At 60.6% G+C, this 26,376-nt stretch carries 25 protein-coding genes; 13 read left to right on the forward strand and 12 right to left on the reverse strand.

Annotated elements, in window-relative coordinates; genetic code table 11:
* Positions 1-92: 92 nt before the first annotated feature.
* Both CRO46_RS12260 and CRO46_RS12265 read right to left on the reverse strand, forming a co-directional pair.
* A complete protein-coding gene (locus tag CRO46_RS12260; protein ID WP_179759042.1) occupies positions 93-452 on the reverse strand; it encodes a helix-turn-helix domain-containing protein in 360 nt (119 codons plus the stop codon).
* A gap of 204 nt (positions 453-656) precedes the next feature.
* Entirely contained in the window at positions 657-3,167 is a 2,511-nt protein-coding gene (locus CRO46_RS12265) for an ATP-dependent helicase (protein ID WP_097108057.1), read from the reverse strand.
* 282 nt (positions 3,168-3,449) lie between these two features.
* Here CRO46_RS12265 and CRO46_RS12270 point away from each other — a divergent pair, with 282 nt between their 5' ends.
* Positions 3,450-4,007: a glyoxalase superfamily protein gene (locus tag CRO46_RS12270; RefSeq protein WP_097108058.1), complete on the forward strand. Its 558-nt coding sequence runs from the start codon at positions 3,450-3,452 to the stop codon at positions 4,005-4,007.
* Positions 4,008-4,108: 101 nt separating this feature from the next.
* On the opposite strand, the gene CRO46_RS12275 is transcribed toward CRO46_RS12270, so the two are convergent.
* From CRO46_RS12275 to CRO46_RS12285, 3 genes are all read right to left on the reverse strand, one after another.
* Entirely contained in the window at positions 4,109-4,996 is an 888-nt protein-coding gene (locus CRO46_RS12275) for a polysaccharide deacetylase family protein (RefSeq protein WP_097108059.1), read from the reverse strand.
* A 165-nt stretch (positions 4,997-5,161) separates the two neighbouring features.
* Complete coding sequence (locus tag CRO46_RS12280) at positions 5,162-5,635, reverse strand: YchJ family protein (RefSeq protein WP_097108060.1); 474 nt, start codon at positions 5,633-5,635, stop codon at positions 5,162-5,164.
* A 190-nt stretch (positions 5,636-5,825) separates the two neighbouring features.
* Positions 5,826-6,260, reverse strand: coding sequence for a carboxymuconolactone decarboxylase family protein (locus CRO46_RS12285; RefSeq protein WP_097108061.1), 435 nt, complete (start codon positions 6,258-6,260; stop codon positions 5,826-5,828).
* Positions 6,261-6,726: 466 nt separating this feature from the next.
* On the opposite strand from CRO46_RS12285, the gene CRO46_RS12290 reads away from it, so the two are divergent.
* Complete coding sequence (locus CRO46_RS12290) at positions 6,727-7,605, forward strand: dienelactone hydrolase family protein (RefSeq protein ID WP_097108062.1); 879 nt, start codon at positions 6,727-6,729, stop codon at positions 7,603-7,605.
* A gap of 151 nt (positions 7,606-7,756) precedes the next feature.
* A complete protein-coding gene (locus CRO46_RS12295) occupies positions 7,757-8,113 on the forward strand; it encodes a DUF2780 domain-containing protein (protein WP_097108063.1) in 357 nt (118 codons plus the stop codon).
* Positions 8,114-8,345: 232 nt separating this feature from the next.
* On the opposite strand, the gene CRO46_RS12300 is transcribed toward CRO46_RS12295, so the two are convergent.
* Positions 8,346-8,537 carry a hypothetical protein gene (locus CRO46_RS12300; protein ID WP_210421522.1) on the reverse strand — a complete coding sequence of 64 codons (192 nt, stop codon included), beginning with the start codon at positions 8,535-8,537 and terminating at the stop codon, positions 8,346-8,348.
* Positions 8,538-8,848: 311 nt separating this feature from the next.
* Between CRO46_RS12300 and CRO46_RS12305 the strand changes: the two genes are divergently transcribed.
* From CRO46_RS12305 to CRO46_RS12320, 4 genes are all read left to right on the forward strand, one after another.
* Positions 8,849-9,448 carry an SH3 domain-containing protein gene (locus tag CRO46_RS12305; RefSeq protein WP_097108065.1) on the forward strand — a complete coding sequence of 200 codons (600 nt, stop codon included), beginning with the start codon at positions 8,849-8,851 and terminating at the stop codon, positions 9,446-9,448.
* 63 nt (positions 9,449-9,511) lie between these two features.
* Positions 9,512-10,912 carry a TIGR03808 family TAT-translocated repetitive protein gene (locus CRO46_RS12310; RefSeq protein WP_097108066.1) on the forward strand — a complete coding sequence of 467 codons (1,401 nt, stop codon included), beginning with the start codon at positions 9,512-9,514 and terminating at the stop codon, positions 10,910-10,912.
* Between the two features lie 370 nt (positions 10,913-11,282).
* Positions 11,283-11,702 carry a PRC-barrel domain-containing protein gene (locus CRO46_RS12315; protein ID WP_097108067.1) on the forward strand — a complete coding sequence of 140 codons (420 nt, stop codon included), beginning with the start codon at positions 11,283-11,285 and terminating at the stop codon, positions 11,700-11,702.
* A gap of 401 nt (positions 11,703-12,103) precedes the next feature.
* Complete coding sequence (locus tag CRO46_RS12320) at positions 12,104-12,463, forward strand: hypothetical protein (RefSeq protein WP_097108265.1); 360 nt, start codon at positions 12,104-12,106, stop codon at positions 12,461-12,463.
* A 64-nt stretch (positions 12,464-12,527) separates the two neighbouring features.
* Here the strand turns inward: CRO46_RS12320 and hpbA are convergent, their stop codons facing one another.
* Positions 12,528-14,564 carry an N-methyl-L-proline N-demethylase HpbA gene (gene hpbA / locus CRO46_RS12325; RefSeq protein ID WP_097108266.1) on the reverse strand — a complete coding sequence of 679 codons (2,037 nt, stop codon included), beginning with the start codon at positions 14,562-14,564 and terminating at the stop codon, positions 12,528-12,530.
* A 115-nt stretch (positions 14,565-14,679) separates the two neighbouring features.
* Between hpbA and CRO46_RS12330 the strand changes: the two genes are divergently transcribed.
* Together CRO46_RS12330 and CRO46_RS12335 are read left to right on the forward strand one after the other, a co-directional pair.
* Positions 14,680-15,327: a TetR/AcrR family transcriptional regulator gene (locus CRO46_RS12330; protein ID WP_097108068.1), complete on the forward strand. Its 648-nt coding sequence runs from the start codon at positions 14,680-14,682 to the stop codon at positions 15,325-15,327.
* A gap of 241 nt (positions 15,328-15,568) precedes the next feature.
* Positions 15,569-16,192, forward strand: a complete 624-nt coding sequence (locus CRO46_RS12335; RefSeq protein ID WP_097108069.1) for a LysE family translocator — start codon at positions 15,569-15,571, stop codon at positions 16,190-16,192.
* A 92-nt stretch (positions 16,193-16,284) separates the two neighbouring features.
* Here CRO46_RS12335 and CRO46_RS12340 read toward each other — a convergent pair whose 3' ends face one another.
* Positions 16,285-16,551, reverse strand: coding sequence for a hypothetical protein (locus CRO46_RS12340; protein ID WP_097108070.1), 267 nt, complete (start codon positions 16,549-16,551; stop codon positions 16,285-16,287).
* Positions 16,552-16,874: 323 nt separating this feature from the next.
* Between CRO46_RS12340 and CRO46_RS12345 the strand changes: the two genes are divergently transcribed.
* From CRO46_RS12345 to CRO46_RS12355, 3 genes are all read left to right on the forward strand, one after another.
* Positions 16,875-17,477, forward strand: coding sequence for a superoxide dismutase (locus tag CRO46_RS12345; protein WP_097108071.1), 603 nt, complete (start codon positions 16,875-16,877; stop codon positions 17,475-17,477).
* A 197-nt stretch (positions 17,478-17,674) separates the two neighbouring features.
* Positions 17,675-18,121 (forward strand): c-type cytochrome, encoded by a 447-nt coding sequence (locus tag CRO46_RS12350; protein WP_097108072.1) that lies wholly within the window; start codon positions 17,675-17,677, stop codon positions 18,119-18,121.
* A gap of 40 nt (positions 18,122-18,161) precedes the next feature.
* Complete coding sequence (locus CRO46_RS12355; RefSeq protein WP_097108073.1) at positions 18,162-19,085, forward strand: cytochrome c; 924 nt, start codon at positions 18,162-18,164, stop codon at positions 19,083-19,085.
* Between the two features lie 38 nt (positions 19,086-19,123).
* Here the strand turns inward: CRO46_RS12355 and CRO46_RS12360 are convergent, their stop codons facing one another.
* The 4 genes from CRO46_RS12360 to CRO46_RS12375 all read right to left on the reverse strand — a co-directional run bounded on the left by CRO46_RS12360 (position 19,124) and on the right by CRO46_RS12375 (position 25,286).
* Positions 19,124-20,218, reverse strand: a complete 1,095-nt coding sequence (locus CRO46_RS12360) for a vWA domain-containing protein (protein WP_097108074.1) — start codon at positions 20,216-20,218, stop codon at positions 19,124-19,126.
* A 335-nt stretch (positions 20,219-20,553) separates the two neighbouring features.
* Complete coding sequence (locus CRO46_RS12365) at positions 20,554-21,774, reverse strand: VWA domain-containing protein (RefSeq protein ID WP_179759044.1); 1,221 nt, start codon at positions 21,772-21,774, stop codon at positions 20,554-20,556.
* A 185-nt stretch (positions 21,775-21,959) separates the two neighbouring features.
* Entirely contained in the window at positions 21,960-24,065 is a 2,106-nt protein-coding gene (locus tag CRO46_RS12370; RefSeq protein ID WP_097108076.1) for a S9 family peptidase, read from the reverse strand.
* A 216-nt stretch (positions 24,066-24,281) separates the two neighbouring features.
* Positions 24,282-25,286, reverse strand: a complete 1,005-nt coding sequence (locus CRO46_RS12375; RefSeq protein WP_097108077.1) for an asparaginase — start codon at positions 25,284-25,286, stop codon at positions 24,282-24,284.
* A gap of 385 nt (positions 25,287-25,671) precedes the next feature.
* Between CRO46_RS12375 and CRO46_RS12380 the strand changes: the two genes are divergently transcribed.
* On the forward strand, positions 25,672-26,295 hold the full coding sequence (locus CRO46_RS12380) for a transglycosylase SLT domain-containing protein (protein WP_097108078.1): 624 nt from the start codon (positions 25,672-25,674) through the stop codon (positions 26,293-26,295).
* Positions 26,296-26,376 lie beyond the last annotated feature (81 nt).

Consider the following 26,376-nt stretch of genomic DNA (forward strand, 5'->3'; position numbering starts at 1 on the left):
AACTTTAAACCATAACGTGTATATTTGGTATTCAATGCAATCAACCGGCAGTTAAATGCCAGCGATCGCTTCACCGCTGGTCAAATCCCCCGTCAAAGCGGGGAATCCCGCTCGGGAATTTCAGCAAGTATCGCCAGGACTGGCTCCAGGATTCGTGGCGGTCGTTGCCTGAGCATTTCGAGCAGTTCCAGCTCCTCATCGGTCAGATGCTCCCTGCGTTGCCAGTCCGGCGCGTTTCGCCCCAGCGCGAGCCAGTCCAGAGAAACATCCAGGGACCGTGCCAGCAGGCAGGCATTGTCGAGCGTCATGGGGTGGCCGTGGATCCATTTGGACATGGCCGCAGGAGACACTCCGATTTCAACGGCAAGCGCCATGGCCTTGTTGTGACCACGCTGTTTCATCGCCCGGACGATGCGCTTGCCGCGTTGCGTGTCGATGGGTTGGTTTGGCATGCGACGATCCTTCACTTCGAGACGGCCGCCTGCCATTAAATGTATCTTAGGTTGTATTTGTTAATAATAAAGCAACTATAAGTTTCAATACCAAATAAATGCATCCGCAATGTCTGGCGAAACCTCCGGTCTGTCGGATTGAGCGTGAGCAGACTTCAATCGCTTATGTTGTCGTCCGTGAACATCAGCTGTGTGCAGGTGCTCTCATACCCGCTCGACAAAGCCTTCGAGCACTCGCTTCTGGCCGGCCTTGTCGAAATCGATGGTCAGCTTGTTGCCATCGATCCCGGCGATGTTGCCATTGCCGAATTTGAGGTGGAAGACGCGGTCGCCGATGGAAAAGGCCGATTCGGTGCCCGTTGAACGGGCCACCAGTTCGCCTTCGATGGTGGAACCGCGGGGACCGGACTCTCCGTAAGCGATGCGTTCGACTGCGTGGCCGGAGCGAGTGCCCCAGTTGTCTCGGGCGGCGTCGGTCTTGTTGGCCTGGGCACGCTTCCAGCCGGGCGTGTTGTAATTGCCGGAAAACGGCTCGGCCCTGTCGAAACGCGAGGCACCGTAGGGGCCACCCGAATGTCCGGAACCGCCAAAGCGTCCACCACGGCCATAGCCGCCATACCCGGTGTCCATCTCGGCCACTTCGACATGGGCCTCGGGCAGTTCGTCAAGGAATCGCGAAGGCAGCGTCGATTGCCAGAGCCCGTGGATACGGCGGTTGGAGACGAACCAGACGTGGCAGAAAAGTTTGGCGCGGGTCAGCCCGACATAGGCGAGGCGCCGCTCCTCCTCAAGGCCCGAGCGGCCGCCTTCATCAAGTGCGCGCTGATGCGGGAAAAGGCCTTCTTCCCAGCCGGGCAAGAACACGGTCTCGAATTCCAGCCCCTTGGCCGAGTGCAGCGTCATGATCGAGACGGCGTCAAGATCGGGGTTGTTGTCGGTGTCCATGACCAGCGCCACGTGCTCGAGGAAGGCACGCATGGATTCGAAACCGGAGATGGTCTCGACCAGTTCCTTCAGGTTTTCGAGCCGCGTCGGCGCGTCGGCGGAGCGGTCGTTCTGCCACATCTCGGTGTAGCCGGATTCCTCGAGGATTGTCTCGGCCAGCTCGTGGCCGGGGGTTGCTTCCATCATCCCCTGCCAGCGGGTGAACATCTCGACCACATCAGTCAACGACTTGCGCGGCTTGGGCTTGAGCTCATCGGTGAGGATGAGTTCGCGGGCGGCCGCCAGCATCGGGATACCGCGGGCGCGGGCAACATCGTGGATCTGGCGCACCGCAGCCTCGCCGAGGCCACGCTTGGGAACATTGACAATACGCTCAAAGGCGAGATCGTCGGCTGGCTGGGAGACAACCCGGAAAAACGCCATCGCGTCGCGGATTTCCTGGCGTTCATAGAAGCGCGGGCCGCCGATGACACGATAATTCAGCCCCAGCGTGACGAAGCGCTCTTCGAACTCGCGCATCTGGAACGAGGCGCGGACCAGGATCGCCATGTCGTTGAGCGCCCGGCCCTTCCGCTGTGCCTGCTCGATCTCCTCGCCAATGGCGCGGGCCTCCTCCTCAGAGTCCCAGGCGGCATGAACATGCACGCGCTCGTGATCGGGGTCGGACTGTTCGGTGAACAGGGTTTTGCCGAGCCGGCCCTCATTGTGCGAGATCAGGTGCCCGGCTGCGCCGAGAATATGCTCGGTCGAGCGGTAGTTGCGCTCGAGCCGGATGACCTTCGCACCGGGGAAATCCCTCTCGAAGCGCAGGATATTTTCGACCTCGGCGCCGCGCCAGCCATAGATCGACTGGTCGTCATCGCCGACACAGCAGATGTTGGGCCGCTCGCCCTCGGGGCGCTGGGCCAACAGTCTCAACCACATATACTGCGCGGTGTTGGTGTCCTGGTACTCGTCGACCAGGATGAAGCGGAATTTGCGCTGGTACTCCTTGAGTACATCGGGATGGGCACGGAACATGCGGATCGGCAAACAGAGAAGATCGCCGAAATCGACAGCGTTCAAGGTTTGCAGCCGTTCCTGGTAGGCCTTGTAGAGCGCCCTGCCTTTCCCGTTGGCAAACCCGCGGCTGTCGCCTTCAGGGATGTCTTCGGGGCCATAGCCCTTGTTCTTCCAGCCATCGATCATATTGGCGAATTGCCGCGCCGGCCAGCGCTTGTCGTCAATCCCCTCGGCCTGGATCAGCTGCTTGCAGAGCCGGATCACGTCATCGGTGTCGAGAATGGTGAAATCGGAGCGCAGATTTGCCAGTTCGGCGTGACGGCGCAGCAGCTTGACACCGATCGAGTGGAAGGTGCCGAGCCAGGGCATGCCCTCGACCGCGCCGCCGACCAGAACGCCGATGCGCTCCTTCATCTCCCGCGCCGCCTTGTTGGTGAAGGTGACGGAGAGGATCTGCGACGGGTAAGCCAGTCCGAGATTGAGGATGTGGGCGATGCGGGTGGTCAGGACCCGGGTCTTGCCGGTCCCCGCCCCGGCCAGAACCAGCACCGGCCCCTCAATGGATTCGACGGCATCGGCCTGCTCGGGGTTGAGGCCGGAAAGGTAGTTCGGCGCGGGCCGCGCGGCGTTGCGCGCCTGCTGGTTCGCCGCGAGCGCACGGGCCGCGATCGAGCCGCCCGCACCGGACGGTGCCGGAGCGGCTGGCGGCGTACGCGGCGCCGGATCGTCGTCGCCGAAAAACGGAATGTCATCATCTGCTGAGCTCATAGCGAGTGAATGTAGTGATTCGGCGCCGAAAGACCAGCGTTCGCGGTTTATTCCGGTCCCTCGGGCACCGGGTTCAACAGCAAATGCGCTCTACAGGCACCAGTTTTTGCCTTGTCTCGCGGCGGGATGTCGGAAATACTCGGCTCACGGCCAGCGCTGCCGGCAGTCCGCGCCTCCTTGAGGTCTGGCGAAAGCGCGTCTTGTTTTTCCGGTTCTCCTGATCGGCGAAAAAGTCAGCAATGCGGACACTGATCATCCCTTCGCCGCAGACAGGACGAAACGATGCGAACCTATCTCGATGCAAAAGCGATGGCTTCGGTCATGCGCGAGCGGCTCGCCAACACCGGTATTTCCATCAACCACAGCCAGGCGCTGGAAATTGTCGCCCGGCAATTCGGCTTCGACACCTGGAACATATTGGCGGCCAAGATCGCCGAAGGTGCCCAAGGCCGGGATGATGGCGGTGTCGGACTGCAAGCGGCAACGCCGATCATCCGGATTTTCGACGAAACCAAGGCGCGCGAATTCTATCTCGAGTTTCTCGGCTGCAGCGTCGACTGGGAACATCGTTTTGAGCCCGATGCACCACTTTACATGCAGGTCTCGCGCGGGGCGATGGTGCTGCATCTAAGCGAGCATTCGGGCGATGCGACACCGGGCGCCAATGCGGTGGTGTTTGCACGCGACGTGGAAAAACTGAATGGCGAACTCTCGGCCCGCAATTACCGCTACAACCGGCCCGGCCTACAGAAGCAGGACTGGGGGCTCGAGATGCAGGTAATCGACCCGTTCGGCAACCGGCCGCGATTTATCCAGCAGGATCAAGCGCAGGACGGCTGACCGGCCGCTTGAGCAATGGGCCGCCTGCGTTCCCGATAGTGCAGCCGAACAGCCAGCCCGGTGCTGCCAGGGTGGTTCGCCGTCCCGGCCGGATTGCAGGACTACATCTGACGGGAGTTTCCGCGAACTGTTCCGGCGGAAACCATCGCTTCTGGCATTCTTGAACGCCGGTACTGCAGAGCCACGACCTTGTAGCCGCCGGACCTGAGCTGCGACAGGAGCAAAGGCAGCATGGCGGCAGTGCGGTGATGGATGTCGTGCATCAGGATGACGCCTTTGCGCCTGTCGCGAAGCTGCGCCATGGTGCGCGCCGCAATGGTTTGCGGGCTCAACTTGAAATAATCCTTGGTGTCGATGTCGACATCAAGAATGACCATGCCACGCGCGGCAACCGAGTTCCGCAGAGCGACCGTGTCGGCGAGATAGGGGAAACGGAAGAAGCCGATCGGGGCGCCGGTTGCCCTGGTCACTGCCGCATTGCCGGTTGCTATATCAGCAAGAGCGCGGTTGGTGTCCGTACTTGCCAGATTGGCATGATTGTAGGTATGACCGCCGACGGAATGGCCGTGATTGACAACTCTTGCCGCCACCGCGGGATAGCTGTTCGCCATCTGGCCGACCATAAAGAAGGTTGCCTTAACGCCGAATTGATCAAGGATCTCCAGCACCCGGTCGGTCTTGCCCGGCATCGGGCCGTCATCAAAAGTGAGGATGACCTCCTTGTCTGCCAGCCGGATCTCGGACAGTGACGAGACTTCCAGGGTCCGTCCGGCGAGCGATCCGAACTCCTTGCCGCCCGGCGCCCTGCCGAAACGGGCAAAGGCCTGATTGTCCGCCACAACAACCTTGTCGCGGCCGGGCCGCGCGTGCTGATCGCCGGCAGGCACATAGGCGGTTTGCGCGGCCCCGGAAGCAGAGGGCGGCTTCGAAGTGCACCCGGCCATGGCAAGGCAGAACAGCATACACAAAAGGGCAAGACGCGGAACCATGGCTCAATCAACTCTGAAAAGTGACGTTGCCGGATTTTTGCCGATCATGGTTAACCGAGCGTTGACATTCACTCCGCCCGCACGTTTGAGGCGAGGCAGGGCATCACCGGCTGATGCACGTGCGCGGATATCAACGGCTCCGCTTCAGCCCCGCTGGCCTCTCTCTCAGCCGCAGCATTTCTTGTATTTCCTACCCGACCCGCAGGGGCACATGTCGTTGCGGCCGGCGCCGCTGCCACCCAGCGCAGCCGACTCGCGATACCGCTCCCAGTAGAACCAGCGGTCATCGATGCGACGGAACAGCGAGGTCTCCCGGAGTTTACCCTCCGCGCCGTTCTGGCTGAAACGGGCGATGAAGCTGACCGTACCCTCGCCGTCGACTTCCCTGCCCTTTCGTGAGCGCAGGATTTCAAGTCCGAGCCAGCGCGTGCCGAGCTGGGAGCGCTGGGCTTGCAGCAGGTTGAATTCGGCAGCGGCGGGACCGGCACAGGTGGCGGCGATATAGTCAAGCCTTGAAAGCGCGTAGGCTGCGTAACGTGCGCGCATGAGAGTCTCCGCCGTCGGCGCAGGTTCCCCCGCATGATACCGCCCGCAACAAACGTTAAGGTCGAGATTGGAGCCACAAGGGCATTGAGGCATGGGTCTGTCCTTGACCAGTTGCAGAGATGGCTTGGCAGCCGAAAAAGCGGAAAGACGGTATCAGGTGGAGATTGCCCGGGGCTGGTACTCCTTCAAACAAGCGCTTGCCTCGGGCCAGCGACGGGGCCACGCACCGAGCCGGCCTGGGTGATGCGTTGCCGACCGGCAGATCAATCCTTCGCAACCTCAATCACGATCCCTCTGCTGCCGTCCGACGGACGGTCGCACTTGCATCAAAAGCATCATCGACCGGGACCTGCAAGGCCGTGGCCAGCTGATTGGTCTTACCCGCCAGTCCGATGATCGCCAGCAACTCGCCATACTGCTCTTCGGTCATGCCCTTGGCGCGGGCGGCTGCCGTGTGGGAATGAACACAATAGCTACAATTGTTGGCGACCGAGACGGCGATGTAGATCATCTCCTTGGTCAGCGGATCGATCGAGGACGGCTTGCCGATCACCTCCTTGACTTCCGTCCAGGTGCGTTCGAGCAGGGCCGGATCGAAGGCCAGCCAGAGCCACATATTGTTGATGAAGTCTGTCTTGCGGGTCGAGCGAATGTCGTCAAACACCGCCTTGACGCGGGGATCGGATTCAAGGTTTTCGGTGGGGACCTGCGTGCTCATGGCGTCATGGTTTCCTTTGTCGGGTCTGCTGCTGCGGCAGGACCAGAAGATCGAAGTGGTCCGGCGGTGATGTAGGCAATGGAAATCTGCAAACGTCATCGAAACTATCCATTTCGAACAGTCCTGGTGCAAGCTCTACTGGCCGGTCTGCTGTTTTTGAGGCGTATCCTGTAAAAACCTGCTCATCGCGGGTTCGTGTCACCAACGCGGGAACAACCGCTGAAACTTCGGCGATGAGACGAGAGCGGCCTGACGACTGTGAGCCAGCTCCCGTTTACACCCAGCCCGCAGGCTATTCGGGCAAGGCGCAGGGACCCTTGCAAATGCCAGTCTGCAAGATCTGTCAAAACATATATTCTTCATGATGCCGGCAGAGGCGGATGAAACTGCCTTTTCTCTGGCCTTTCGCAAATACTGAATTACAAATATTGCGTAAGACCCTGTAATCGGATTCGGGAGAACGACCATGGCAGACAAACCTACTGTTACACAGGCCATGATCCAGGCTTATGACGAGTACACGCATCTGACACTGGACCGGCGCGGCTTCATGGACAAGCTCTCAAAACTGGCCGGATCCGGTGCAGCAGCGGCTGCCATTGCCCCATTGCTCGCCGCCAACAGCGCACAGGCAGCGATCGTGGCGGAGGACGACAAGAGAGTTGCGACATCTGAGGTGCGTTTCAGGGGTGCCACCGGCGTCATGACCGGCTATCTGGCGATCCCGGCCTTTGCCGACAAGCCAGTCCCGGGCATTATCGTGGTGCATGAAAACCGTGGCCTCAACGATCACATCCGCGACATAGCACGACGCCTTGCGCTGGAAGGCTATGCTGCCCTGGCGGTGGATTTTCTCTCCCCGCTCGGCGGCACCCCGGCCGACGAGGACACCGCCCGAGAGATGGTCAGCGAATTGATCAGCTCCGATACGGTCGCCAATGCCGCGGCCGCACGAAGCTGGCTTTCCGGACACCCAAGAACCACCAAAAAGGTCGCGGCAATCGGATTTTGCTGGGGCGGTGGGCTGGTCAATGATCTGGCCGTGGCGGATCCGGAACTGCGCGCGGGCATTGTCTATTACGGACGTCAGCCGGACACAAAGGATGTCCCGGCGATCAAGGCTGCAATGCTGCTGCATTATGCCGGTCTCGATGAACGCATAAATGCCGGCCTTCAGGCCTACCGCTCGGCGCTTTTGTCCAACGGAAAGGTGTTTGGCCTGCACGTCTACCCACGAGTCAACCACGCCTTCAACAATGACACCTCGGCAGCACGCTACAGCAAGGAGGCCGCGGACCTGGCGTGGGAGCGCACGCTGGCATTCCTCAAGGGAACAATGTTCTAACCTGCCGCCATCCGGTCATGTCCGGCTGCTATCGGGAGGGCAGCCGCGTGTTGTGGCGGATAACCTGCGAAAATCAGTCCGGCGCGGCTTGCAAAGGCGATTTTCGCCGTTTACGCTTACGTTAACGTCACTTAATCTCGGAGAATAGTCCATGAACGATCTCGTTTCCCGCATCGCGACCAATGTCGGCGTCGATCCGGACGTCGCAGCCAAGGCCGTCGGCGCCATTCTGGAATTCCTGCAGTCGGAAGGCCCGGCGGACAAGGTCCAGGAAATGATGGCTGCCGTTCCCGGCGCCGCAGACCTGATTGCGCAGGCTCCAAGCGGCGGCATGATGTCGATGGGCGGCGTCATGGGCCTCGGCCAGAAACTGATGGGCATGGGCCTCGGTATGGGTGAAATCTCGAGCGTTGCCAAGGAAACCATGGCCTATGCCCGGGAAAACGGCGCCGGCGATTCGATCGATGAGATCGTGGCTTCGATCCCGGGCTTGTCTCAGTTCGTCTGAGGCTCCACTGAGCCGGGCGCAAGCCACGGCAAAACACCAGAGTTTCAATCCGGCGATGCGAATCGCCGGATTTTTTGTGCTTAAGGCAAACTGCCAGATGCACTTTGAAAAATCAGCAGCGGAGCGGCCCACCTCCCGGGCCAGCCCCGCGCTCCTCCCCTCTTCGGCCTCCTTGCAACTCGTTCACCGGTCCCGGCCTGATGAAGGCGAGACGGATCCGTGCGAGCCGGTGTCAGGCCGGGCGGATGGATCTGTTCAGTTTCGCGGCGATCAGCCAGGCAACCGGCAAGGCGGTCAATGCGCCAAGCACCGCCGCGACCGAGATGGAAACAGCCTCCATCCTGCCCAGGGTCAGCGTGGCGACAACAAAACTGCCCGCGAACATGCTGCCGACCACGATGTAGATCATTGCTGCCAGTTTCAACACGATTCCCCCTTCCCCAACTCATCAAAACTCCTGCGCATCCGCGGGAGATTCTCTGAGGCGCAGTTTACACCTTCGCAGGTAAGAGATTTTGATCTGGCTCAATGGTTCTGCGCTTTCTCAAGGCCGGATACGGCACCTGACCGGAGGCCATAGCTGCCGCCATCTCACCGCAACAGCAACCAAGTCGGCCGCGTGGCTGCTGCGGATTCGTGGGAAAACAAGGCCTGCACTGAATCAAAGGCTTGCGGTGATGTCCCCGCCGGGTTTCATTGGCATCAACCCCGGCCTTGCTGAAAGGATAGTCACGCATGTTCTTGCTACCCCGAACCGCCGGGCCGTTGCTTGCCGCCACCTGTTTCATGTTGATGGGTGGTCAGGCGCCTGCATCGGAAGCTCGCGGTTTCCAATGCGGGGGCGCCATCATCAGCATCAACCCGGAACCCGAAAACGGAACGGCGAGGATAGTCAGCCCGCGCGGCACGGAACAACTGCGCGCCGAAGCGGACGGGGTGTGGCGCGACGCGACCCAGGACCTGCAGTTTTACGCTGACGAAAATCCCCCAACGATGTGGATGGGCTCGGAGCAATTTTCCTGCAAACAGATCTTCCCCGGCAGGGTGGAAGTCCGCGCCTACGGAACCGCTGACAGCACTGAAACGCCAGTCGATTCTGCGGGCAAGTCCCTGGGCGGGCGGCTTCGCACCGGGCCCGGGACCAACTTCGGCGTGGCGGGCAGCCTTGCCGAAGGAACGCCGGTCACGATTGTCACCAATACCGGGGTGCGGTTTGATGGCTATGACTGGTTTGAAATCCGCACCGGTAACGGTGTGAGCGCCTACCAGTGGGGCGGCATCATGTGCTCGGAAGCCCGGCAGATTGCCGGCATCTACGAGCAGTGCCAACCCTGATACCTCCGACCTGTCCCATTCCGGGACACAAGGGTCTGGCACGGATCCTGCTCTGTCTTGTGCATGAGCAAGAACCGTCACGTTCTGAGCCGCCGCGCGCTTCTGGGCAGCCTTGCCGGAATTGGTGCGGCAGGTCTTGTCACACCGCCGAGCGCCACTCGCGCCGCCGCCGGCAATCTGTTTACGCAGATCGATCTGCGCGGCGGACACGATGCCGATCTCGCCGGGCTGCTGCCGGACGCGGTGGATGACCAGAGCCGGCTGTTTCAGCGCGCCATAGACGAGGCAGCCGCTCTGGACCGGGTTCTCAGTCTTCCGCCCGGGCGTTTCGTGGTCTCCAACATTGACCTTCCCGACGGCGCCCGGATCGCAGGCGTGCCCGGCGCGACGCGGCTGATCTACGGCGGGCGCGGCCATTTCATGCTGGCGGAAGGTGCACGCCGCATCGAGCTGTCCGGGTTGGTGCTTGACGGTGTCAACCAGCGGCTTGGTGATCACGTCTCGTCGCTGGTGCATCTGCGCGGTGTCAGCGAGGCCATCGTCGACGATCTGGTCATCGCCGGTGCGGACGGGCATGGACTGACGCTGGAAGCCTGCGGCGGACGGATCAACCATTGCGAGATTTCCGGCGCACGGCTGGCCGGCATCTACGCTGTTGAAAGCCACGGACTTTCGATCACCCGCAATGTGGTGCGCGACTGTGCCAATGGCGGTATCCTGGTGCATCGCTGGTCGGTGGGCGAAGACGCGACGCTGATCGACGGCAATCGGGTGACGCGGATTGCGGCGCGAGCCGGCGGCACCGGACAGAACGGCAACGGCATCAACATCTTCCGCGCGGCCAATGTGATGGTGACCAACAACCATGTCTCCGACTGTGCGTTCTCTGCAATCCGCGCCAACCAGGCCAGCAACATCCAGATCGTCTCCAACCAAGCGATCCGCTCGGGCGAGACTGCGATCTATGCCGAGTTTTCTTTCCAGGGCGCGGTGATCGCCTCGAACCTGGTCGATGGCGGCACCGTGGGGATCTCGGTGGCCAATTTCAACGAGGGCGGGCGGCTGGCTTCCATTACCGGCAACATCCTCCGCAACCTTTCATCCAAGGGCCCTTACCCAGCTCAATATGCCGGTTTCGGAATCGGCATGGCAATCGAGGCGGACGCCGCGGTTTCGGGCAATGTCATCGAGGGCGCGCCGAAATGGGGCGTGCTGATGGGCTGGGGGCCATTCCTCAGGGCGGTCAATTTCTCCGGCAACACGATCCGCGATTGCGGTGCGGGCATCGCCGTTTCGGTGGTCGAAGGCGCCGGCACCGCACTGATCTCCGGCAACTTGTTCGACGCCACGCCGGACGGTGCCATTATCGGTTGCCGCTGGAATGAAGTGGTGACAAAGGACCTGGCCCGGGTTGGCGCGGGCCGGTTCAAGCATCTGACGCTGGAGCGCAATGCGGTGGCATAAGGACTGCTCGCGGAGATCTGCCCGAAGCGGATGAAGCGCCCGAAGGCAATCGTGTAAATGAAGTCGGGCAAAAAGAGATACAGGTTTATTGGCCGGTCGCCGCTCTGGACGATATCCAAGCTTCAGTGCTTGGTGATCCGTTTCCGTCGGACCACCGGCACGGGCGCTGGCTCCAACTGACCATGTTCCTGCCAGACAACACTGACGAAACAAAAGTGTTTTGAATACAGTAACTTACAGCCAACGGGGCCAGGTTTCCCAAAAAAATGCGGAACAATCTCCGATGTAGTGGAGTTGGGATAGCGAATGCGGTTGTCGAACGAACTGGTCACGCCGCATCGCAAAATTGAAATCCAACTTGGAGGAACCCATGAAACGCCTTCTTCTTGCCACTGCTGGCGCACTTATGATCTCGGCACCCGTCGTGGCCCAGATGACGGACTATTCCGACCTCATCCGGACTCGCGACATCACCGGCGGCACCATCTACACCATGAACGCGTCCTATGATGAAGGTTCCTGGGGCACGGACCCTTACTACACCAGTGCCGACACTGAGTGGAACGATATCGGGGAAATTGAAGACGTGATCCTCAACCGCGAGGGCAAGATGGTCGGCATCGTCGCCGAGATCGGTGGTTTTCTCGACATTGGCGATAAGCATGTAATGCTGCCAGTGGAAGACGTGAAGCTTGTCGCAGTTGACGACAAAAGCTATTCGTACGTCACGCGTCTTTCCGAGGAACAGTTGGAAGAGCTGGAGAGCGTTGACGAAGCATGGTGGAACTAACACCCTGAAGCGTCTTGAACAAGGTGAAGCTCTTGAACCCCGCCGGTGGACACCGGCGGGGTTTATCTTGTCTGAAGCCAGGCTGGCGCTCCGTTTGGGTAGAAAAATTTCATCCTTGAATCTGTCGGGCGGAATGCAAGAGGCAGAGCCAACCTAGAATGACGGCGGTCATCGGGCTCCTCATGCGGCGCGGGCCGGTTCAGGCATCTGACGCTGGCGCGCAACGCGGTGGCTTGGCGGCGCCGTCCGGCCATCGCGAAATGTGGGATTATCTCCAAGGTCCAAGCAGTGCGGAAATAAACTTCGCCCGCCCTATTGCCGCCAATTGACACTTTTTCAGGCCGGGAGGATCCTTATTCTGTCCACCGGGATTGCCGGTGTGGTCAACAGAGGTCAATCACATGAAAAAGATGATTTGGGTTGGTCTTGTGGCTGCGCTCAGCCTCTCGACTGCAGGAAAGGCGCAAGTCGCCACCGGCACTTACACAGTTGAAGGAACCAATCTCGACGGCAGCAGATATGACGGCACCGCGACCATTGAGCTCAGTTCGGAGACGACCTGCCATATTTACTGGAACACGGGCACAGAATCCGACGGCATCTGCATGCTATACGACAATGTGTTTGCCGCAGGCTACGTGTTCCGCAACGGGGGGGTCGGGCTCGTGGTCTATCAGGTAATGGATGACGGCACGCTGGAAGGGGCATGGACCATTGACGGTGTCGACGGTTCCGGCACCGAAAGGCTGATACCGCAGTGACCGGATGGAGCGACAGCCCGGTTAACGCCCCAGCCACGAATCCGGGACGGCTGCCTGCGGCTGATCAGATATCCTTGACCAGGCGCAGCGCGTCGTAGATCGCGGCGTGGGTGTTGCGCGCGGCCACCGCGTCACCGATGCGGAACAGTCGAAACGTGCCCTTCGGGTTCGGCCTGAGTTGCTGGATGCCGCCGGTGGTGAGCGCCTCGTAATCAACCTCGCCAAGATTTGACGATTGCGGCTTGAGCTCGAAGTAGAGCTCATCGAGCGGCCTCGTGCCGTGGTTGACAATCACCTGATCGACCAGCCGTTCGCGGCGGATGTCGCTGTAATCGCTGCCCAAAGTGGCGCGGAGCTGATTGCCTTCGCGTGCGACTGAGAGCACCCGCCAGGTGACGGTGAAGGTGGTGTCGCGCTTTTGCAGTTTGCGCATGTAGGGCACCAGGTTCATCGCCATCACCTCGGGTGCGAAACTGCGATCCGGAGTGACAATCTCCACCCGGCCGCCCCGGGCCGAAATCAGGTCGGCGGCCTGAAGTGCAGCATGATCGCCCGCGTCGTCGAAGATCAGCACGTCAGACCCGGGTTTCACGTCGCCCGACAGGATATCCCAGGCGGAGTGCACCAGATCGTTGCCGGCGCGAAGCACCTTTGTATGTGGCAAGCCGCCGGTGGCAATGATGACCTCTTCGGGTTCTGTTTCAAGGACTTTTTCGGCATCCGCAAAAGTGTTGAAACGGAACGTGACGCCGTGCTTTTCGCATTGCTGCATCCGCCAGGCGATGATTGAGATCATCTCGCGGCGACGCTCGTCCAGCGCGGTGAGACGTATCTGTCCGCCCGGCTGGTCCGCCGCCTCCAGCACCATGACCGCATGGCCGCGCTCGGCGGCAACTCGGGCAGCCTCCATGCCGGCGGGACCGGCACCGACAATGGTGACGCGTTTGCGGACAGGAGCCGCCCCGATCGTCTGCGGCATGGTCTCTTCGCGCCCGGTGGCGGCATTGTGCAGGCAAAACGCCATACCGCCCTGATAGATCCGGTCGAGGCAGTAATTGGCACCGACGCAGGGGCGGATATCGTCTTCGCGGCGGTCGATGATCTTGCGCACCAGATGCGGGTCGGCGATGTGGGCGCGGGTCATGCCGACCATGTCGAGCTTGCCGGAGGCGATGGCATGGCGCGCAGTCGCGACATCGGGTATCTTGGCGGCGTGAAACGTGGGAAAGCCGGTGGCTGCGCGAATTTCACCGGCGAAATCGAGATGCGGGGCGTTCTTCATGCCCTGGATCGGGATCAGGTCGGTGAGGCCCGGATCGGTGTCGATATGGCCTCTGACGACGTTGAGGAAATCGACCAGGCCACTGGCCTTGAGCTTGGTCGAGACTTCCAAGCCCTCAGCTTTGGTCATCCCACCCTCAAGCACCTGATCGCCGGTGTAGCGCAGGCCGACGATGAACTCGTCGCCGCAACGGGCGCGGATCGCGCGCAGCACGTCGAATGTGAATTGCAGCCGGTTGTCGAGGCTGCCGCCATAAGGCGCCTCAAGGTCATTGGTCAGCGGCGACCAGAACTGCTCGAGAAGATGGCCGTAGGCTTCAAGCTCGATACCGTCGACGCCGGCTGCCTTCATACGCTCGGCGGCATCGGCGAAATCACCGATGATCCGGGTCATGTCCCAGTCTTCCAGCCGCTTCGGAAAGGCCCGGTGCGCGGCCTCGCGCTCGTGGCTGGGGGCGACCACCGGTAGCCAGTCGGCCTTGTCCCAGCGCGTGCGGCGGCCGAGATGGGTGAGCTGTATCATCACCGCCGCGCCGTGGTCGTGGCACTCGTCGACAAGCTGCCTCATCCAGCCGACGACCTCGTCCTTCCAGGCCAGGATGTTGTTGAACACCGGCGGGCTGTCGCGCGCGACAGAGGCCGAACCAGCCGTCATCGTCAACGCGACACCAGCCTTCGCGCGCTCGACGTGATAGGCGCGGTAGCGGCCCTTGGGCATGCCGTCTTCGGGATAGGCCGGCTCGTGGCTGGTGATCATGATGCGGTTGCGCAGTGTCAGGTGCCTGAGCGTGTAGGGCTGCAGCAGCGGATCGTTTGACATGAGGCGGCTCCCGTTGGCTGACGCAATTTCTGACGCGAAATGTACATAGGTGTCAATTATAAACTCAGTGGTGAACATTCTTGCGGTCCCGGGATGCATCTGCTTAGGCTGCAGCATGGAAAAGGCACACGGGACAGAGACGGAAACAGGCTGGCGCGGATCGCGCGAAGGATGGCTGGAGGCCGCCTATGGCGCACTGATCAGCGAGGGGATCGATGCGGTCAAGATCAAGCCGCTGGCCGAAAGCCTGAAGCTGTCACGGACGAGCTTCTACTGGTTCTTCGACTCCCGTGCGTCTTTGCTGACAGCGCTTGCCGACATGTGGGAGGCGCGCACCACCTCGCCGCTGACCAAGGCCGCGCGCGACTATGCCGAGACCGAAGCCGAAGCCGAAGCCATGCTCAACGTCATCGGCTGTTTTCTCAAGCCTGAAACATTCGATGCCAAACTGGAATTTTCGATGCGCGGCTGGGGGCTGAAGGATCCGGCAATCATGGCTCGGATTGTCGAGGCCGACCGTGTCCGGCTCGAAGCCCTGTGCGGAATGCTGGAGCGCTGGGGACACCCGCCGCAGGATGCCGATGTACGGGCGCGCACGATCTATCTTGTGCAGATCGGCTACATCTCGATGCGGGTCGAAGAGAGCCTGGAAACCCGGGTGGCCCGGATTCCCAACTATGTCGAGGTTTATACCGGCCGCCCGCCCGAGCCCCGCGAGGTGGTACGGTTCCGGGCGCGGTTCGGGTTAGGCAGCGGCACCTGAGATACTATGGCGCGATGCTGGATCTGATCCGATCGGCCGAGGACCGGCTCTTGGCGGCGGCACGTCAGGTCAATATTCCCGCCTGCACCGGACCTGGACGCAGAACCGGTGAAGTCCTGCTCCGCCGGTAAATCACGGCAGAAATGCCCTCGCCGACAGAGTGCTTGTCGATCCGCGAGCAATTGACACGCACCGCCGGCTGCGGCCACTCTGCACGTGTTCGTCCCACCGGAGATCCCTCATGAGCATCGAATTCCTTCTGACAACGCTGATTGTCGTGCTGCTGCCCGGTACCGGAGTGATCTACACACGGGCTGCCGGGCTGACGCAGGGCGCACGTGCCGCGCTGCTTGCGGCAACGGGATGTACGCTGGGGATCGTACCGCATGTGGCGGCGTCGATTGCAGGGCTGGCGGCGCTTTTGCATGCCAGCGCGCTGGCATTTCAGACGCTCAAATATCTCGGAGTCATCTATCTGTTCTACATGGCGTGGCAGATGTGGCGAGATACCGGGGCGCTGAAGATTGATGGCGGCGACGGTCAAAGATGGCCGACGCAGTCCGGGCGCAAGATCATCAGCGCCGGGATCCTGCTCAATCTGCTCAATCCGAAACTGACGCTGTTCTTCCTCGCTTTCATGCCGCAATTCATCGACAGCGGCGCTGCAAATGCCAGCCTACAGGCACTCACTCTTGCCGGTGTGTTCATGGCAATGACCTTCATGGTGTTCGCACTCTACGGGCTGCTGGCGGCACAGGCGCGGGACCATGTGATTTCCCGCCCCAGGGTTCTGCGCATGGTAAAGCGGTCATTTGCTTCCCTGTTTGCCCTGATGGGGCTGCGTCTGGCGCTGGCGGGACGCTGAGCCAGCGCTGCAAGGGGCGCAGACACGCAAACGGCGGCGCCGAAGTGGCACCGCCGCACTCAATGGCGACTGTGAGGTCTTGATCAGACCGATCAACCGGCCGGTTCTGCGTCAACTGTCGGGACGGTGACGGTTTCCTTTTCCATAACCACCTTGGGAACAAGAACTTCCTTTTCGGTGGTCCCGACTTCGACTTCGCCGGTCTGGACATCGAATTCCGGGGCCTGGCCGCCTTCGACGCTGACGTCGACATCGGGAAGGCGTGCCTCGCGGGTCTGATCAACATCAATGAAATAGAACGCGCCTGCGGCAATGACCACCGCTGCGAGGGAAAGTGCGACGACAGAACTGGTTTTCATGTGTTTGTTCCTTCTGCTTGCTGCGTGTTGACTTCTCAACAAAAGTCTCATGGCACCAACACCTGATCAGCAAAATGGTTCCCGTCTGACGTCAGGTGCGCACCTGCGGCACTGAGGTTTGCCGAACAGCCGCCGCGCTTGTGGCATGTCTTCCCAACGCGCCCCTGAAGCCGGATTCGGATGCGCGAACTGCCGGTCCAGAAGGCCGCTCGAAGGAACCTTTTTGACATGCCCCCGTTGCTTGGTTGCGATCGCGCGCCTATGTTCTGGCGACGCAGCGGAGACGTTCCGCCGCCCATCCAAATACCAAGAGGAGAGACGCCATGGCCCTCGAATTGCCAAGCCTGCCTTACGACTATGACGCCCTTGCGCCCTACATGTCGCGCGAGACGCTTGAGTTTCACCACGACAAGCACCATCAGGCCTATGTCACCAAGGGCAACGAGCTGCTCGAAGGCAGCGCGCACGCCAACAAGTCTCTCGAAGAGATCTGCAAGGCAGCCTATGACGAAAAGAACGCCGGGCTGATCAACAACGTCGGCCAGCATTACAACCATCTGCATTTCTGGCAGTGGATGAAAAAGGGCGGCGGCGGCTCCAAGATGCCCGGTTCGCTCGAGAAGGCGATCAACTCCGATCTCGGCGGCTTCGACAAGTTTCGCTCGGACTTCGTCGCCGCCGGCGTCGGCCAGTTCGGCTCGGGCTGGGCCTGGCTCGCCGTCAAGAATGGCAAGCTCCAAATCATGAAGACGCCGAATGGTGAAAACCCCCTGATGCACGGCGCTTCCCCGGTTCTGGGTTGCGACGTGTGGGAGCACAGCTACTACATCGACTACCGCAACGCGCGGCCGAAATATCTCGAGGCGTTCGTCGACAATCTGATCAACTGGGATCATGTCGCCGAAATGTACGAAAAGGCGGTCTGATCCGCCCCTCGTTCCTGCCGAGAGGCTTGAAACCCGGTGCCCCGCGCGCCGGGTTTTTTCGTGCCGGGTTTCCTGCTCCGGCGCACTGAACAGCGAAACAGACTGTTCACAAATTTTTGACTTCCCTGACAAGTCCTGCATGCAATCATGCGCCGGGGCAACCTATCAATATGATCAACCGCTCAGGGAGAAGCTTCATGAAATTCCGGACTTTGTTTGCCGCAGCCGTAATCGGCGCCGCGGGTTTCGCACCGGCAATTGCTGCCGATGAGCCGCAGGTGGTTCGCCAGGAAATGATGAAGAAGGTTGGCGGCGCCACGGGAGCCATGGCCAAAATGGTCAAGGGTGAAAGTGATTTTGACGCCGATGCGACGCTTGCCGCGCTGACCACGCTGAGCGAAGTTGCCGCCGGCATCGGCGAATACTTCCCGGAAGGGTCGGAGACCGGATTTGAAACCGAGGCGGCACCGGCGATCTGGTCGGACCGGGCAGGTTTTGAAGCCAAGTTAGCCGCCTTCAAGGCCGATGCCGATGCTGCCGTGGCCGCAGCACCCGCCGATCTGGACGGTCTGAAGGCCGTATTCGGACCGCTGACCAAGAACTGCAGCAGCTGCCACGAGACCTATCGCCTTAAGAAGAGCTGATGAGCCAAGGCGTAATTTCGACCACACTTGGGCGCCGGTCGTGAAACGGCTGGCGCTTGGCCTTGGCCTTGCGGCCATTGCCGGCGCGGGCGTCGGCCTGTTGTTGACGGCGCCCCGGCCTGTAGCGTCGGAGCGGCTGGAAGTGATCGCGGCACTTGAAGGAGATGCGGCAGCGGGCGAAACCCTGTTCTGGGCCGGCGGCTGTGCTTCCTGCCATGCCGCCCCGGGCGCGGAAGATGACGCCCGGCTGGTGATGTCGGGGGGTGTGAAACTGACCAGCGACTTCGGCACCTTCGTCGCGCCAAACATCTCTCCCGACCCCGATGCCGGCATCGGCGAGTGGTCGGTGACCGATTTTGCCAATGCCATGCTCGCAGGCGTATCGCCGCGCGGTCAGCATTACTATCCTGCTTTTCCCTACACCTCCTACACACGGATGTCGGACCGCGACATCGCGGACCTTTTTGCCTTCATGCAGACGCTGCCGGTAAGCCAGGTCGCTTCGCTGCCGCACGAAGTCGGATTTCCGTTCAATATCCGTCGGGCACTAGGCGGCTGGAAGCTTCTGTTCTTCACTGAGGAGCCACGCGTAACGCCTGCCGAGGCCGATACGCAGATCGCGCGCGGGCAATATCTGGTCGAGGGCCCGGGCCATTGCGGCGAGTGCCACACGCCGCGCAACCCGATCGGCGGCTTTGTCTCAGATGCCTGGTTGGCGGGCGCCCACAACCCGGAAGGCGAAGGCGTGATCCCCAATCTGACGCCAGGCGGAAAATCGATCCGCAGCTGGAGCGCCGGCGACATCGCCTATTATCTCGAAAGCGGCTTCACGCCGGATTTCGACAGCGTCGGCGGGTCTATGGTGGATGTACAGAAGAACATGGCGCAACTGACGAGCGGCGACCGCAATGCGATCGCTGCCTATCTCAAGGCCCTGCCCGAACGGGCCAATGGCTGGGAGTGAGTGGCAGCCGAAATGACCGGCCGCCAGACTGCGAGCCGTTACTGGGTGAGCCGTGAGGCGACCGTAGAAGCCTGCCTGCCGATGCTTTCGAAGGCGGCAATCAGAGCGGCGCTGCTGTTGGCATCATAGAAGTGATCGGCGCTGCTTGCACAGTAGGCAAGCAATTGCTTGCCTCGGGTCGGCGCTGCAAAGGCGACCGTGTAGATCTCGATGCCTTCGTCCTTGGCTTCGTCACACAGCAGTTTCGTCGAGGAATCGGCGGAGTTGTAGTTGTTGTCACCGTCCGTCATGAAGACGATGAACTTCTGCGGTTCTTCGCCTGACTTCTTCTCGTGCTTCTTGTCTTCCTTTTCGGAGCTGAGCTTCTTCAGAGCCCAGTTGAACGCCTCGGTGGAATCGGTACCGCCGGATGCCGGAAGTGCGTTGACGAAGTCGCGGGTCTTCTTCGGCTTCCAGTGCAGGTTCTGGTACCCTGTCATGTAGGTGCTGTAGCTGGAAGCGCCCAGACGCACATATTTGCGCTTGGGATCAGCCGTCTCAAACTGGCTGATGAGGTTGCCGACCGCTGTCTTGAGCACGTCGATCTTGCGCTGCCCGTCGAGGTCCCAGTCCATCGAGCCGGAGCGGTCCAGCACCAGCGCCATGGAAAGTGCACCCTGTGCTGCCGCGGTGGAGGCACTTTGGGACTTGCCGACGACACCGACACGCAGGCTCTCCTTCCCCATCAACCGTGCCAGTGGCGTGACCGTCTGGGTGCCCGTCAGGGAAATCGCCACCGTCCAGACCGTGGTGCCATCATCTTCAACAGGGGTTATGGTGATGGTAGGGTCGACCTTCATGTCGGCAAACACCGGCATGTCCTCTTTCATCTGGCCTTCGAGAAAGGTGGCGGCGAATGCCCGTGCCTCTTCCAAGGTGAGGTCCTCTTCCTGGCTCAGCCGCGTGGAGGTTGCCAGCGCAGCGCTGTCGACCGCGTTCTGCATCCGGGTCTTCATCGACATTGCATTGGTGGTATCGAGGGCGAGACTGGCCGCAACCACCGCCACAGGAAGGGTCAAGCTCAGCATGATGGCAAAGTTGCCGTCATTGTTGCTCAACAATTCCCTGAATTTCCTGATCGATGAATTGGTCATTTCGTGATCCTGACTTTTCTGTCGCTCATGACAGCAACAAATACATCGGAACCCACCAGCGTTGCCTTAAACCAGACGCTCAAATTTTATGAATTACCAAATTGGTGCAGGAACGAGGCGGATTCCACCATCAGCCGGGCAAATTTACCCCTTCTGGCACAGCGGCATCACTCCCGCAGCGGTGAAGACGAGGTCAATCCTGTCTTGGGGCAGTGCCTGATACTCCGCGGGCTGCTTCACCGCTGTACCGGAACAAGATTAAAGCCGCGCAACCCGGAGGTTGGCGGCCTTGGTGGTACAAGACTTGTTGTGACTCTACCGGGCCGTTTCATTCATCAATCGGTCAGGCGGGTGACAAGCTTGACCGCCTCCTCGCCGATATCCTTGAAGGCCTGCTTGAGCTCGTCCGCACTGTCGGCAGTGTAGTAGAATCCACTTCCCGAGGCGCAGGAACTCAGTAGCTGCTTGCCCCGGTCCGGCGCCTGGAATGCGACGGTGAAGATCATCACGCCCTTGTTTTTCGCCTTGGTGCAATACTTTAGTGTCTGGCTATCGGCATAGTTGTTCCAGTAGGACGACCCGGTCGAGTTTTCGCCGTCTGTCATGAAGACGATGAAGGTCGAGGGAACCTTGGAACCGTTCCTCGAGTAATGCGCATTGATCTCGGTGCTGTCGGTGACCTGCTCGTAGGCCCATCTCATGGCGTCTTCCGAGTTCGTGCCTCCGGTGGCTTCGAGCGCGTTGGCAAAATCCATTACGTCAGATTTGGTCCAGGAAATCCTCTGCTTGTCGGAATTCCTGGTTTCGGAATTGTAGGCGACCGCACCCATACGGGCGTATTCGTCCGTGGGATCAGACTCTTCGATATGTGCGGTCAGATCGGCAACGGCTTCCTTGAGAACGTCGATCTTGGGGACATCCGTCTCGACTTTCTTGGTTCCGCACTGATAGGTCTTGCGTCTCCAACCATAACGGTGATCGTACACCCATCTCCGGCAATATTTTGGAACAACCTCGGTCGTCGTCCGGCCCGACGACCAGTCCATCGAGCCGGAGCGGTCGAGCACCAGCATCATGGAGAGCGGGTTTGAACCGTCACGCGCGGATGCGGAAGTGCCATTGATGGTCACATCAATGGTTTCCCTGCCGGCAAAGCGGCCCATGACCGACGATCTTTGCGAACCGACAGCGGTCACATCCACCTTCCAGACAGTCTTCTTGCCGCTTCCCGTCTTGCTCAGGGTGACGGACGGTGTGGCGGAGAAGCCATCAAATGCAGCGGCATCGCCTGAAATCTGCGCGGTGAAGAAATCTGTCGCATAATCGACGGCTTCACTCTCGACGATGTTCTCTTCAGCCAACTGGCTGGCGGTCGCAAGCGCGGCACTGTCAGCTGCATTCTGCAGCCGAACCTTCATTGAAAGCGCGTTGCTCGTGTCAAGTGCGAGACTTCCGGCAACGATAAGTACAGGGGTCAGCAATGCCGTGAGCATGGCAAAATTGCCATCGTCGGCCCGAAGAATGTTTCCGATCTTCATGATCGTCGATTTAAACATTCGTAGACTCCACATCATTGGAATACGATGCGGACAAATCTAGGCGCCAGTCATGAGGATTTGCTTAAGGCGGTAGGTAAAGCTTTCACAAATATCGCCGGGAAGTCCAGGTCCTGTGGACAGTCATGGTTGCGGTGGACGCAACCCAAAGGACCGACCTCCCGTCCAATATTGTCCAGTCCGCCTTAGACCTTTCCAACCACCTTGAGTGCGAAAGCATATTCAAAGGCGATTTCTTCAAGCCGCTGGAAACGGCCCGACGCGCCGGCATGGCCGGCGGCCATGTTGATCTTGAACAGCACCGGATTGCCGCTGGTGGAGGCTCCGCGCAAGCGCGCCACCCATTTTGCCGGCTCCCAATAGGTCACCCGCGGATCGGTCAGGCCCGCAATCGCCAGGATTGGCGGGTAAGGCTGAGCCGTGACATTGTCGTAGGGCGAGTAACCGGCGATGGTCCGGTAATCCTCAGGCGATGCGATCGGGTTGCCCCATTCCGGCCATTCCGGCGGCGTCAGCGGCAAGGTGTCGTCAAGCATGGTGTTGAGGACATCGACAAAGGGAACGGCGGCAATGATCGCGCCGAACGCCTCGGGCGCCATGTTGGCGACCGCCCCCATCAGCATGCCACCGGCGGACCCGCCCTGGGCGACGATGCGGTCGTGCGAGGTGAACTTCTGCTCTGCGAGATAACGCGCCGCGGCGATGAAATCGGTGAATGTATTGGTCTTGCTGCCGCGCTTTCCGGCCTCGTACCAGGCAAAGCCCTTTTCCTTGCCGCCGCGAATATGGGCGATGGCATAGACGAAGCCGCGATCGACCAGCGACAGGCAGTTGGTGTTGAACCCGGCGGGAATAGCAATCCCGTAGGACCCGTAGCCATAGAGCAAGCACGGGGCGGAGCCATCGAGCGGCGTGTCCTTGCGGTAAAGCAGCGTGACCGGCACCAGCTCGCCGTCAGCGGCCGGCGCCATGACGCGTCTTGTCATATAGTCTTCCGGCGTATGGCCTGACGGCACCTCGTCACGCTTAAGCAGCGTGCGTTCGCGCGTGGCCATGTTGTAATCGTAGAGCTCGGACGGGGTTGTCATCGAGGAATAGCTGAAGCGGACGACGTTCGTGTCATATTCCATCGAGCCCTGGAAACCGAGCGAGTAGGCCTCCTCGTCAAAGGCGATGGCGTGCTCCTCACCCGTGGTGCGATCAAGAATAACGATGCGCGGCAGGCCATTTTCCCTCTCCATCCAGACCAGATGGTTGCGGTAGGCGCTGACCGACAGGATCAGACGGCCCGGCTTGTGCGGGACGACCTCGCTCCAGTTTGCAGGTTCCGGGCTCTCGACCGGGGTCTGCATGATCTTGAAGTCCTTGGCGCCGTCGGCATTGGTGAGAATATAGAAAACATCGCCACCTTCGCTGAGCGAGTATTCGACGCCGGTCTGTCGTTCCGCCACCAGCCGCGGTTTTGCGGAAGGATCATCGGCCGGCAAAATCCAGCATTCCGAGGTTTCGTGATCATTGATGCCGATCAGGATGAAATCATCGAGCCGGGTTCCCGACACGCCCATGAAGAAGCCGGTGTCGGTCTCTTCGTGAACCAGCACGTCTTCACTCTGCGTGGTTCCGAGCCGGTGATAAAAGATCTTGCTGGGGCGGTGGTTGTCATCGACGGCGGTGTAGAAGAAGCCGGTGCAATCGGCCGACCAGGCGGCGCCGCCTCCGGTGTTCTCGATCAGGTCCGGGTGGTCCGTGCCCGATGCCAGATCGCGCACCTTAAGAGTGAAGAATTCCGATCCCTTGTCGTCATAGCCCCAGATGGCTGCCGTGTGATCGGGCGAATGGCCCGTGCCGGCGAGCCGGAAATAGGCCTTGCCGTCGGCTTCCTTGTCACCATCAAGGATGATCTGCTCATCGCCGCCAGCCCGCGGAATGCGGAAGTATTTCGGCTGTTCACCGCCGGTGACATAGCGTACGCCGTAAAGCCAGTCGCCGTCGGGGGACGGCACGGAACTGTCGTCTTCCTTGATGCGGCCGCGCATTTCGGCAAACAGTGTCTTCTGAAGCTCCTCGGTGTCGGCCATCGCAGCCTGCTGGTAGGTATTCTCGGCCTCCAGGTGGGTCCGGATTGCCGGATCAAGCAACGAAGGATCCTTGAACATCGCCTGCCAGTTGTCATCGCGCATCCAGGCATAGTCATCGGACCGCGTCACGCCGTGACGGATGTCCTCAACAGGGCGCTTTTCGGCAACAGGGGCGTCTGGCAAATTTTTGAATACGGACAAGAAGGGCTCCATGAAGGGGATGGGCGAGGCTCGCGAAGAACTGCTCACCCGACATAGAGGCCGTGGCGGGCCTGATCAAGGCAATGGGCCGGAAAACCGCGAGGCCAGCGTCACCCGGATGGACAGGATCATGAGCCTAGAGCGCATCATGAAATCAGAGCGCTCAGGGAACACTCCGCCCATGCGGCACAGGCGAACAACGATGCTTGGCGTGCGGGACCCGGCCGCTCAGGCCAGCGCGCCGCCCGGTCGGATGCGGCCGACTTCGGTGCCCTTCCAGTTCTTCAGACTCTTGTCAGACCATCCGGCAAGCTTCGCCGAGACTTCCTCATCATCGGCAAACAGTTTCGCCAGCAGGCCGCCGATCATCGCCTCGGCGCCGCGTGTGGAGCCATCCTCGCATTTGAGCGCAATGCCGTAGCCCTTCTCCGGCAGCGTGGCGCAGAACACGCCCTCCGCTCCGGTCTTGGCGAAGATCCGGCCCGGTGCGATGCTCATCAACTCGGTGCAGGCGCGGCCGGTGCCCGCGACATACCAGGGTTCGGCCATGCAGGCCGACATCAGCCGCCGGGCTGCCTTGGCGCGCTCGGGGCCGAGGTCCGTACCCGAGGCCATGCGGGCAAAGCCGTGGGCAATCCTGTTCAACGGCGAGGCATAGGTCGGGATCGAGCAGCCGTCGATGCCGCAATTGTCCTGCCCCAGAGCCGTGCCGGTGAGATCGGCCATGACATCCCGGATCGAGGCCTGAACAAAATGATCATATTCGCCATAGCCGTGGTGATCGACGCCCGCATGGCAAGCAAGGCAAAGAAAGCCTGCATGCTTGCCCGAGCAATTGTTGCCAAGCTGGTCGGGCTTGTCGCCGGCACGCACCTGATCGATCAAAACCTTGGTCTCGAAACTCCAGTGACAACCGCATTCGAAATCGGATTCGCCCAGTCCGGCGCGGCCTGCAATCTCGCCGGCCAGCTGCATGTGACCCGGCTCGCCGGAGTGCGATGAACAGGTGAGCGCCAGTTCTTTCTCGCCCAGACCATAGCGGTCGGCGGCGCCGGTTTCGACAAGCGGCAGGGCCTGCATCGACTTGATGGCAGAGCGCGGAAACACCGGCGCCTCGACTTCGCCCAGGCTCATGACCACAGATCCGTCGCCGTCCATCACCACGGCCATGCCGCGGTGCCGGCTTTCGACCATCTGGCCACGGGTGACTTCAACGAGAACGGGATTTTGCATGGATATTTCCTGGAGTGGGTTGCGGGGCCCGGCGCTGCGTTTGCCCGCCGAATGCTTTCACGAGTGATCGCAGAAGCCGGGCTTTCGGGCAAGAGGTGTGGACGAAACCGGCAGCCGGCCGGGCGGCTTCGTCCGGCGTCTTGATCCAGTGGCACGCGATGCGATGGAGAAGCACATATACATACATGCAGCGCTATCTCTTTGGAATAGAGATGTTTTTCGCCGCCAATCCCGCGAGACATGAATTACGAATAGCGGGTGTGGAGGCGCGTCGATCTCAGCTTCCCCACCAAGCCGGGGCTGCCACGATATCCACGTCCGGTCCCACCGTGCCTAGACTCGTCCCAGCACGTTTCACAGCCCATAACCTCAGTCTGGAGACATCATGGCCCGGTTTTCCCCTTTCACATCGCTGTTTTCGTGGTTGCCGGAAAAGCTCTTGCCATGTGGGCAGCCCGCCTCCCCCACCCCGCCTCCGGGGCTGTCTTCTGATGACAGGCCGAAAGCGATTGCCTGGGGTGCCCGGGTCTCTTCAGACTTCAAGCGAAAGGTCGTCGCGATTGCCGCGCGGTTGGACATGAACCCGAACCACCTGATGGCAATCATGGCGTTCGAGACCGGCCGCAGCTTTGATCCCGCTGTTACGAATCAGACCGGATCAGGCGCCACCGGGCTGATCCAGTTCATGCCAGCAACCGCAATTGCGCTGGGAACCACAACCACAGAGCTTGCCCGGATGGATGCCATTGCACAGCTTGATTACGTGGAAAAATATCTCGCCCCCTATTCAGGCCGGATGAAGGACCTGCCGAGCGCCTATATGGCGGTGCTGTTTCCACGCGCAGTCGACAAGGCAGCGGATTACGTGCTGTTCCGTAAAGGCTCGAAAGCCTACAAGCTGAACCGCGGGCTCGACATCGACGGTAACGGCCTGGTGACGAAGGCAGAAGCTGCAACAAAAGTGTTGGCTCTGCTCGTTGAGGGAAAGCGGCCGGGATTGATTGGGTAAGTCGAGGATTGATGGATTCTGGCTGGCTGATGCTATCCAGTACGGTTTTTTCCTATCTCGTCTGGCTCTCACCAGATCTTA

The organism is Parahoeflea halophila (assembly GCF_900220985.1).
Lineage (GTDB): Bacteria > Pseudomonadota > Alphaproteobacteria > Rhizobiales > Rhizobiaceae > Hoeflea > Hoeflea halophila.

What these genes read in the sequence shown, in the direction of transcription:
- CRO46_RS12260 (WP_179759042.1), bottom strand. Translation starts at nt 452, where the DNA reads ATGCCAAACCAACCCATCGACACGCAACGCGGCAAGCGCATCGTCCGG.
- CRO46_RS12265 (WP_097108057.1), bottom strand. Translation starts at nt 3,167, where the DNA reads ATGAGCTCAGCAGATGATGACATTCCGTTTTTCGGCGACGACGATCCG.
- CRO46_RS12270 (WP_097108058.1), top strand. Translation starts at nt 3,450, where the DNA reads ATGCGAACCTATCTCGATGCAAAAGCGATGGCTTCGGTCATGCGCGAG.
- CRO46_RS12275 (WP_097108059.1), bottom strand. Translation starts at nt 4,996, where the DNA reads ATGGTTCCGCGTCTTGCCCTTTTGTGTATGCTGTTCTGCCTTGCCATG.
- CRO46_RS12280 (WP_097108060.1), bottom strand. Translation starts at nt 5,635, where the DNA reads ATGCCTCAATGCCCTTGTGGCTCCAATCTCGACCTTAACGTTTGTTGC.
- CRO46_RS12285 (WP_097108061.1), bottom strand. Translation starts at nt 6,260, where the DNA reads ATGAGCACGCAGGTCCCCACCGAAAACCTTGAATCCGATCCCCGCGTC.
- CRO46_RS12290 (WP_097108062.1), top strand. Translation starts at nt 6,727, where the DNA reads ATGGCAGACAAACCTACTGTTACACAGGCCATGATCCAGGCTTATGAC.
- CRO46_RS12295 (WP_097108063.1), top strand. Translation starts at nt 7,757, where the DNA reads ATGAACGATCTCGTTTCCCGCATCGCGACCAATGTCGGCGTCGATCCG.
- CRO46_RS12305 (WP_097108065.1), top strand. Translation starts at nt 8,849, where the DNA reads ATGTTCTTGCTACCCCGAACCGCCGGGCCGTTGCTTGCCGCCACCTGT.
- CRO46_RS12310 (WP_097108066.1), top strand. Translation starts at nt 9,512, where the DNA reads ATGAGCAAGAACCGTCACGTTCTGAGCCGCCGCGCGCTTCTGGGCAGC.
- CRO46_RS12315 (WP_097108067.1), top strand. Translation starts at nt 11,283, where the DNA reads ATGAAACGCCTTCTTCTTGCCACTGCTGGCGCACTTATGATCTCGGCA.
- CRO46_RS12320 (WP_097108265.1), top strand. Translation starts at nt 12,104, where the DNA reads ATGAAAAAGATGATTTGGGTTGGTCTTGTGGCTGCGCTCAGCCTCTCG.
- hpbA (WP_097108266.1), bottom strand. Translation starts at nt 14,564, where the DNA reads ATGTCAAACGATCCGCTGCTGCAGCCCTACACGCTCAGGCACCTGACA.
- CRO46_RS12330 (WP_097108068.1), top strand. Translation starts at nt 14,680, where the DNA reads ATGGAAAAGGCACACGGGACAGAGACGGAAACAGGCTGGCGCGGATCG.
- CRO46_RS12335 (WP_097108069.1), top strand. Translation starts at nt 15,569, where the DNA reads ATGAGCATCGAATTCCTTCTGACAACGCTGATTGTCGTGCTGCTGCCC.
- CRO46_RS12340 (WP_097108070.1), bottom strand. Translation starts at nt 16,551, where the DNA reads ATGAAAACCAGTTCTGTCGTCGCACTTTCCCTCGCAGCGGTGGTCATT.
- CRO46_RS12345 (WP_097108071.1), top strand. Translation starts at nt 16,875, where the DNA reads ATGGCCCTCGAATTGCCAAGCCTGCCTTACGACTATGACGCCCTTGCG.
- CRO46_RS12350 (WP_097108072.1), top strand. Translation starts at nt 17,675, where the DNA reads ATGAAATTCCGGACTTTGTTTGCCGCAGCCGTAATCGGCGCCGCGGGT.
- CRO46_RS12360 (WP_097108074.1), bottom strand. Translation starts at nt 20,218, where the DNA reads ATGACCAATTCATCGATCAGGAAATTCAGGGAATTGTTGAGCAACAAT.
- CRO46_RS12365 (WP_179759044.1), bottom strand. Translation starts at nt 21,774, where the DNA reads ATGTTTAAATCGACGATCATGAAGATCGGAAACATTCTTCGGGCCGAC.
- CRO46_RS12370 (WP_097108076.1), bottom strand. Translation starts at nt 24,065, where the DNA reads ATGGAGCCCTTCTTGTCCGTATTCAAAAATTTGCCAGACGCCCCTGTT.
- CRO46_RS12375 (WP_097108077.1), bottom strand. Translation starts at nt 25,286, where the DNA reads ATGCAAAATCCCGTTCTCGTTGAAGTCACCCGTGGCCAGATGGTCGAA.
- CRO46_RS12380 (WP_097108078.1), top strand. Translation starts at nt 25,672, where the DNA reads ATGGCCCGGTTTTCCCCTTTCACATCGCTGTTTTCGTGGTTGCCGGAA.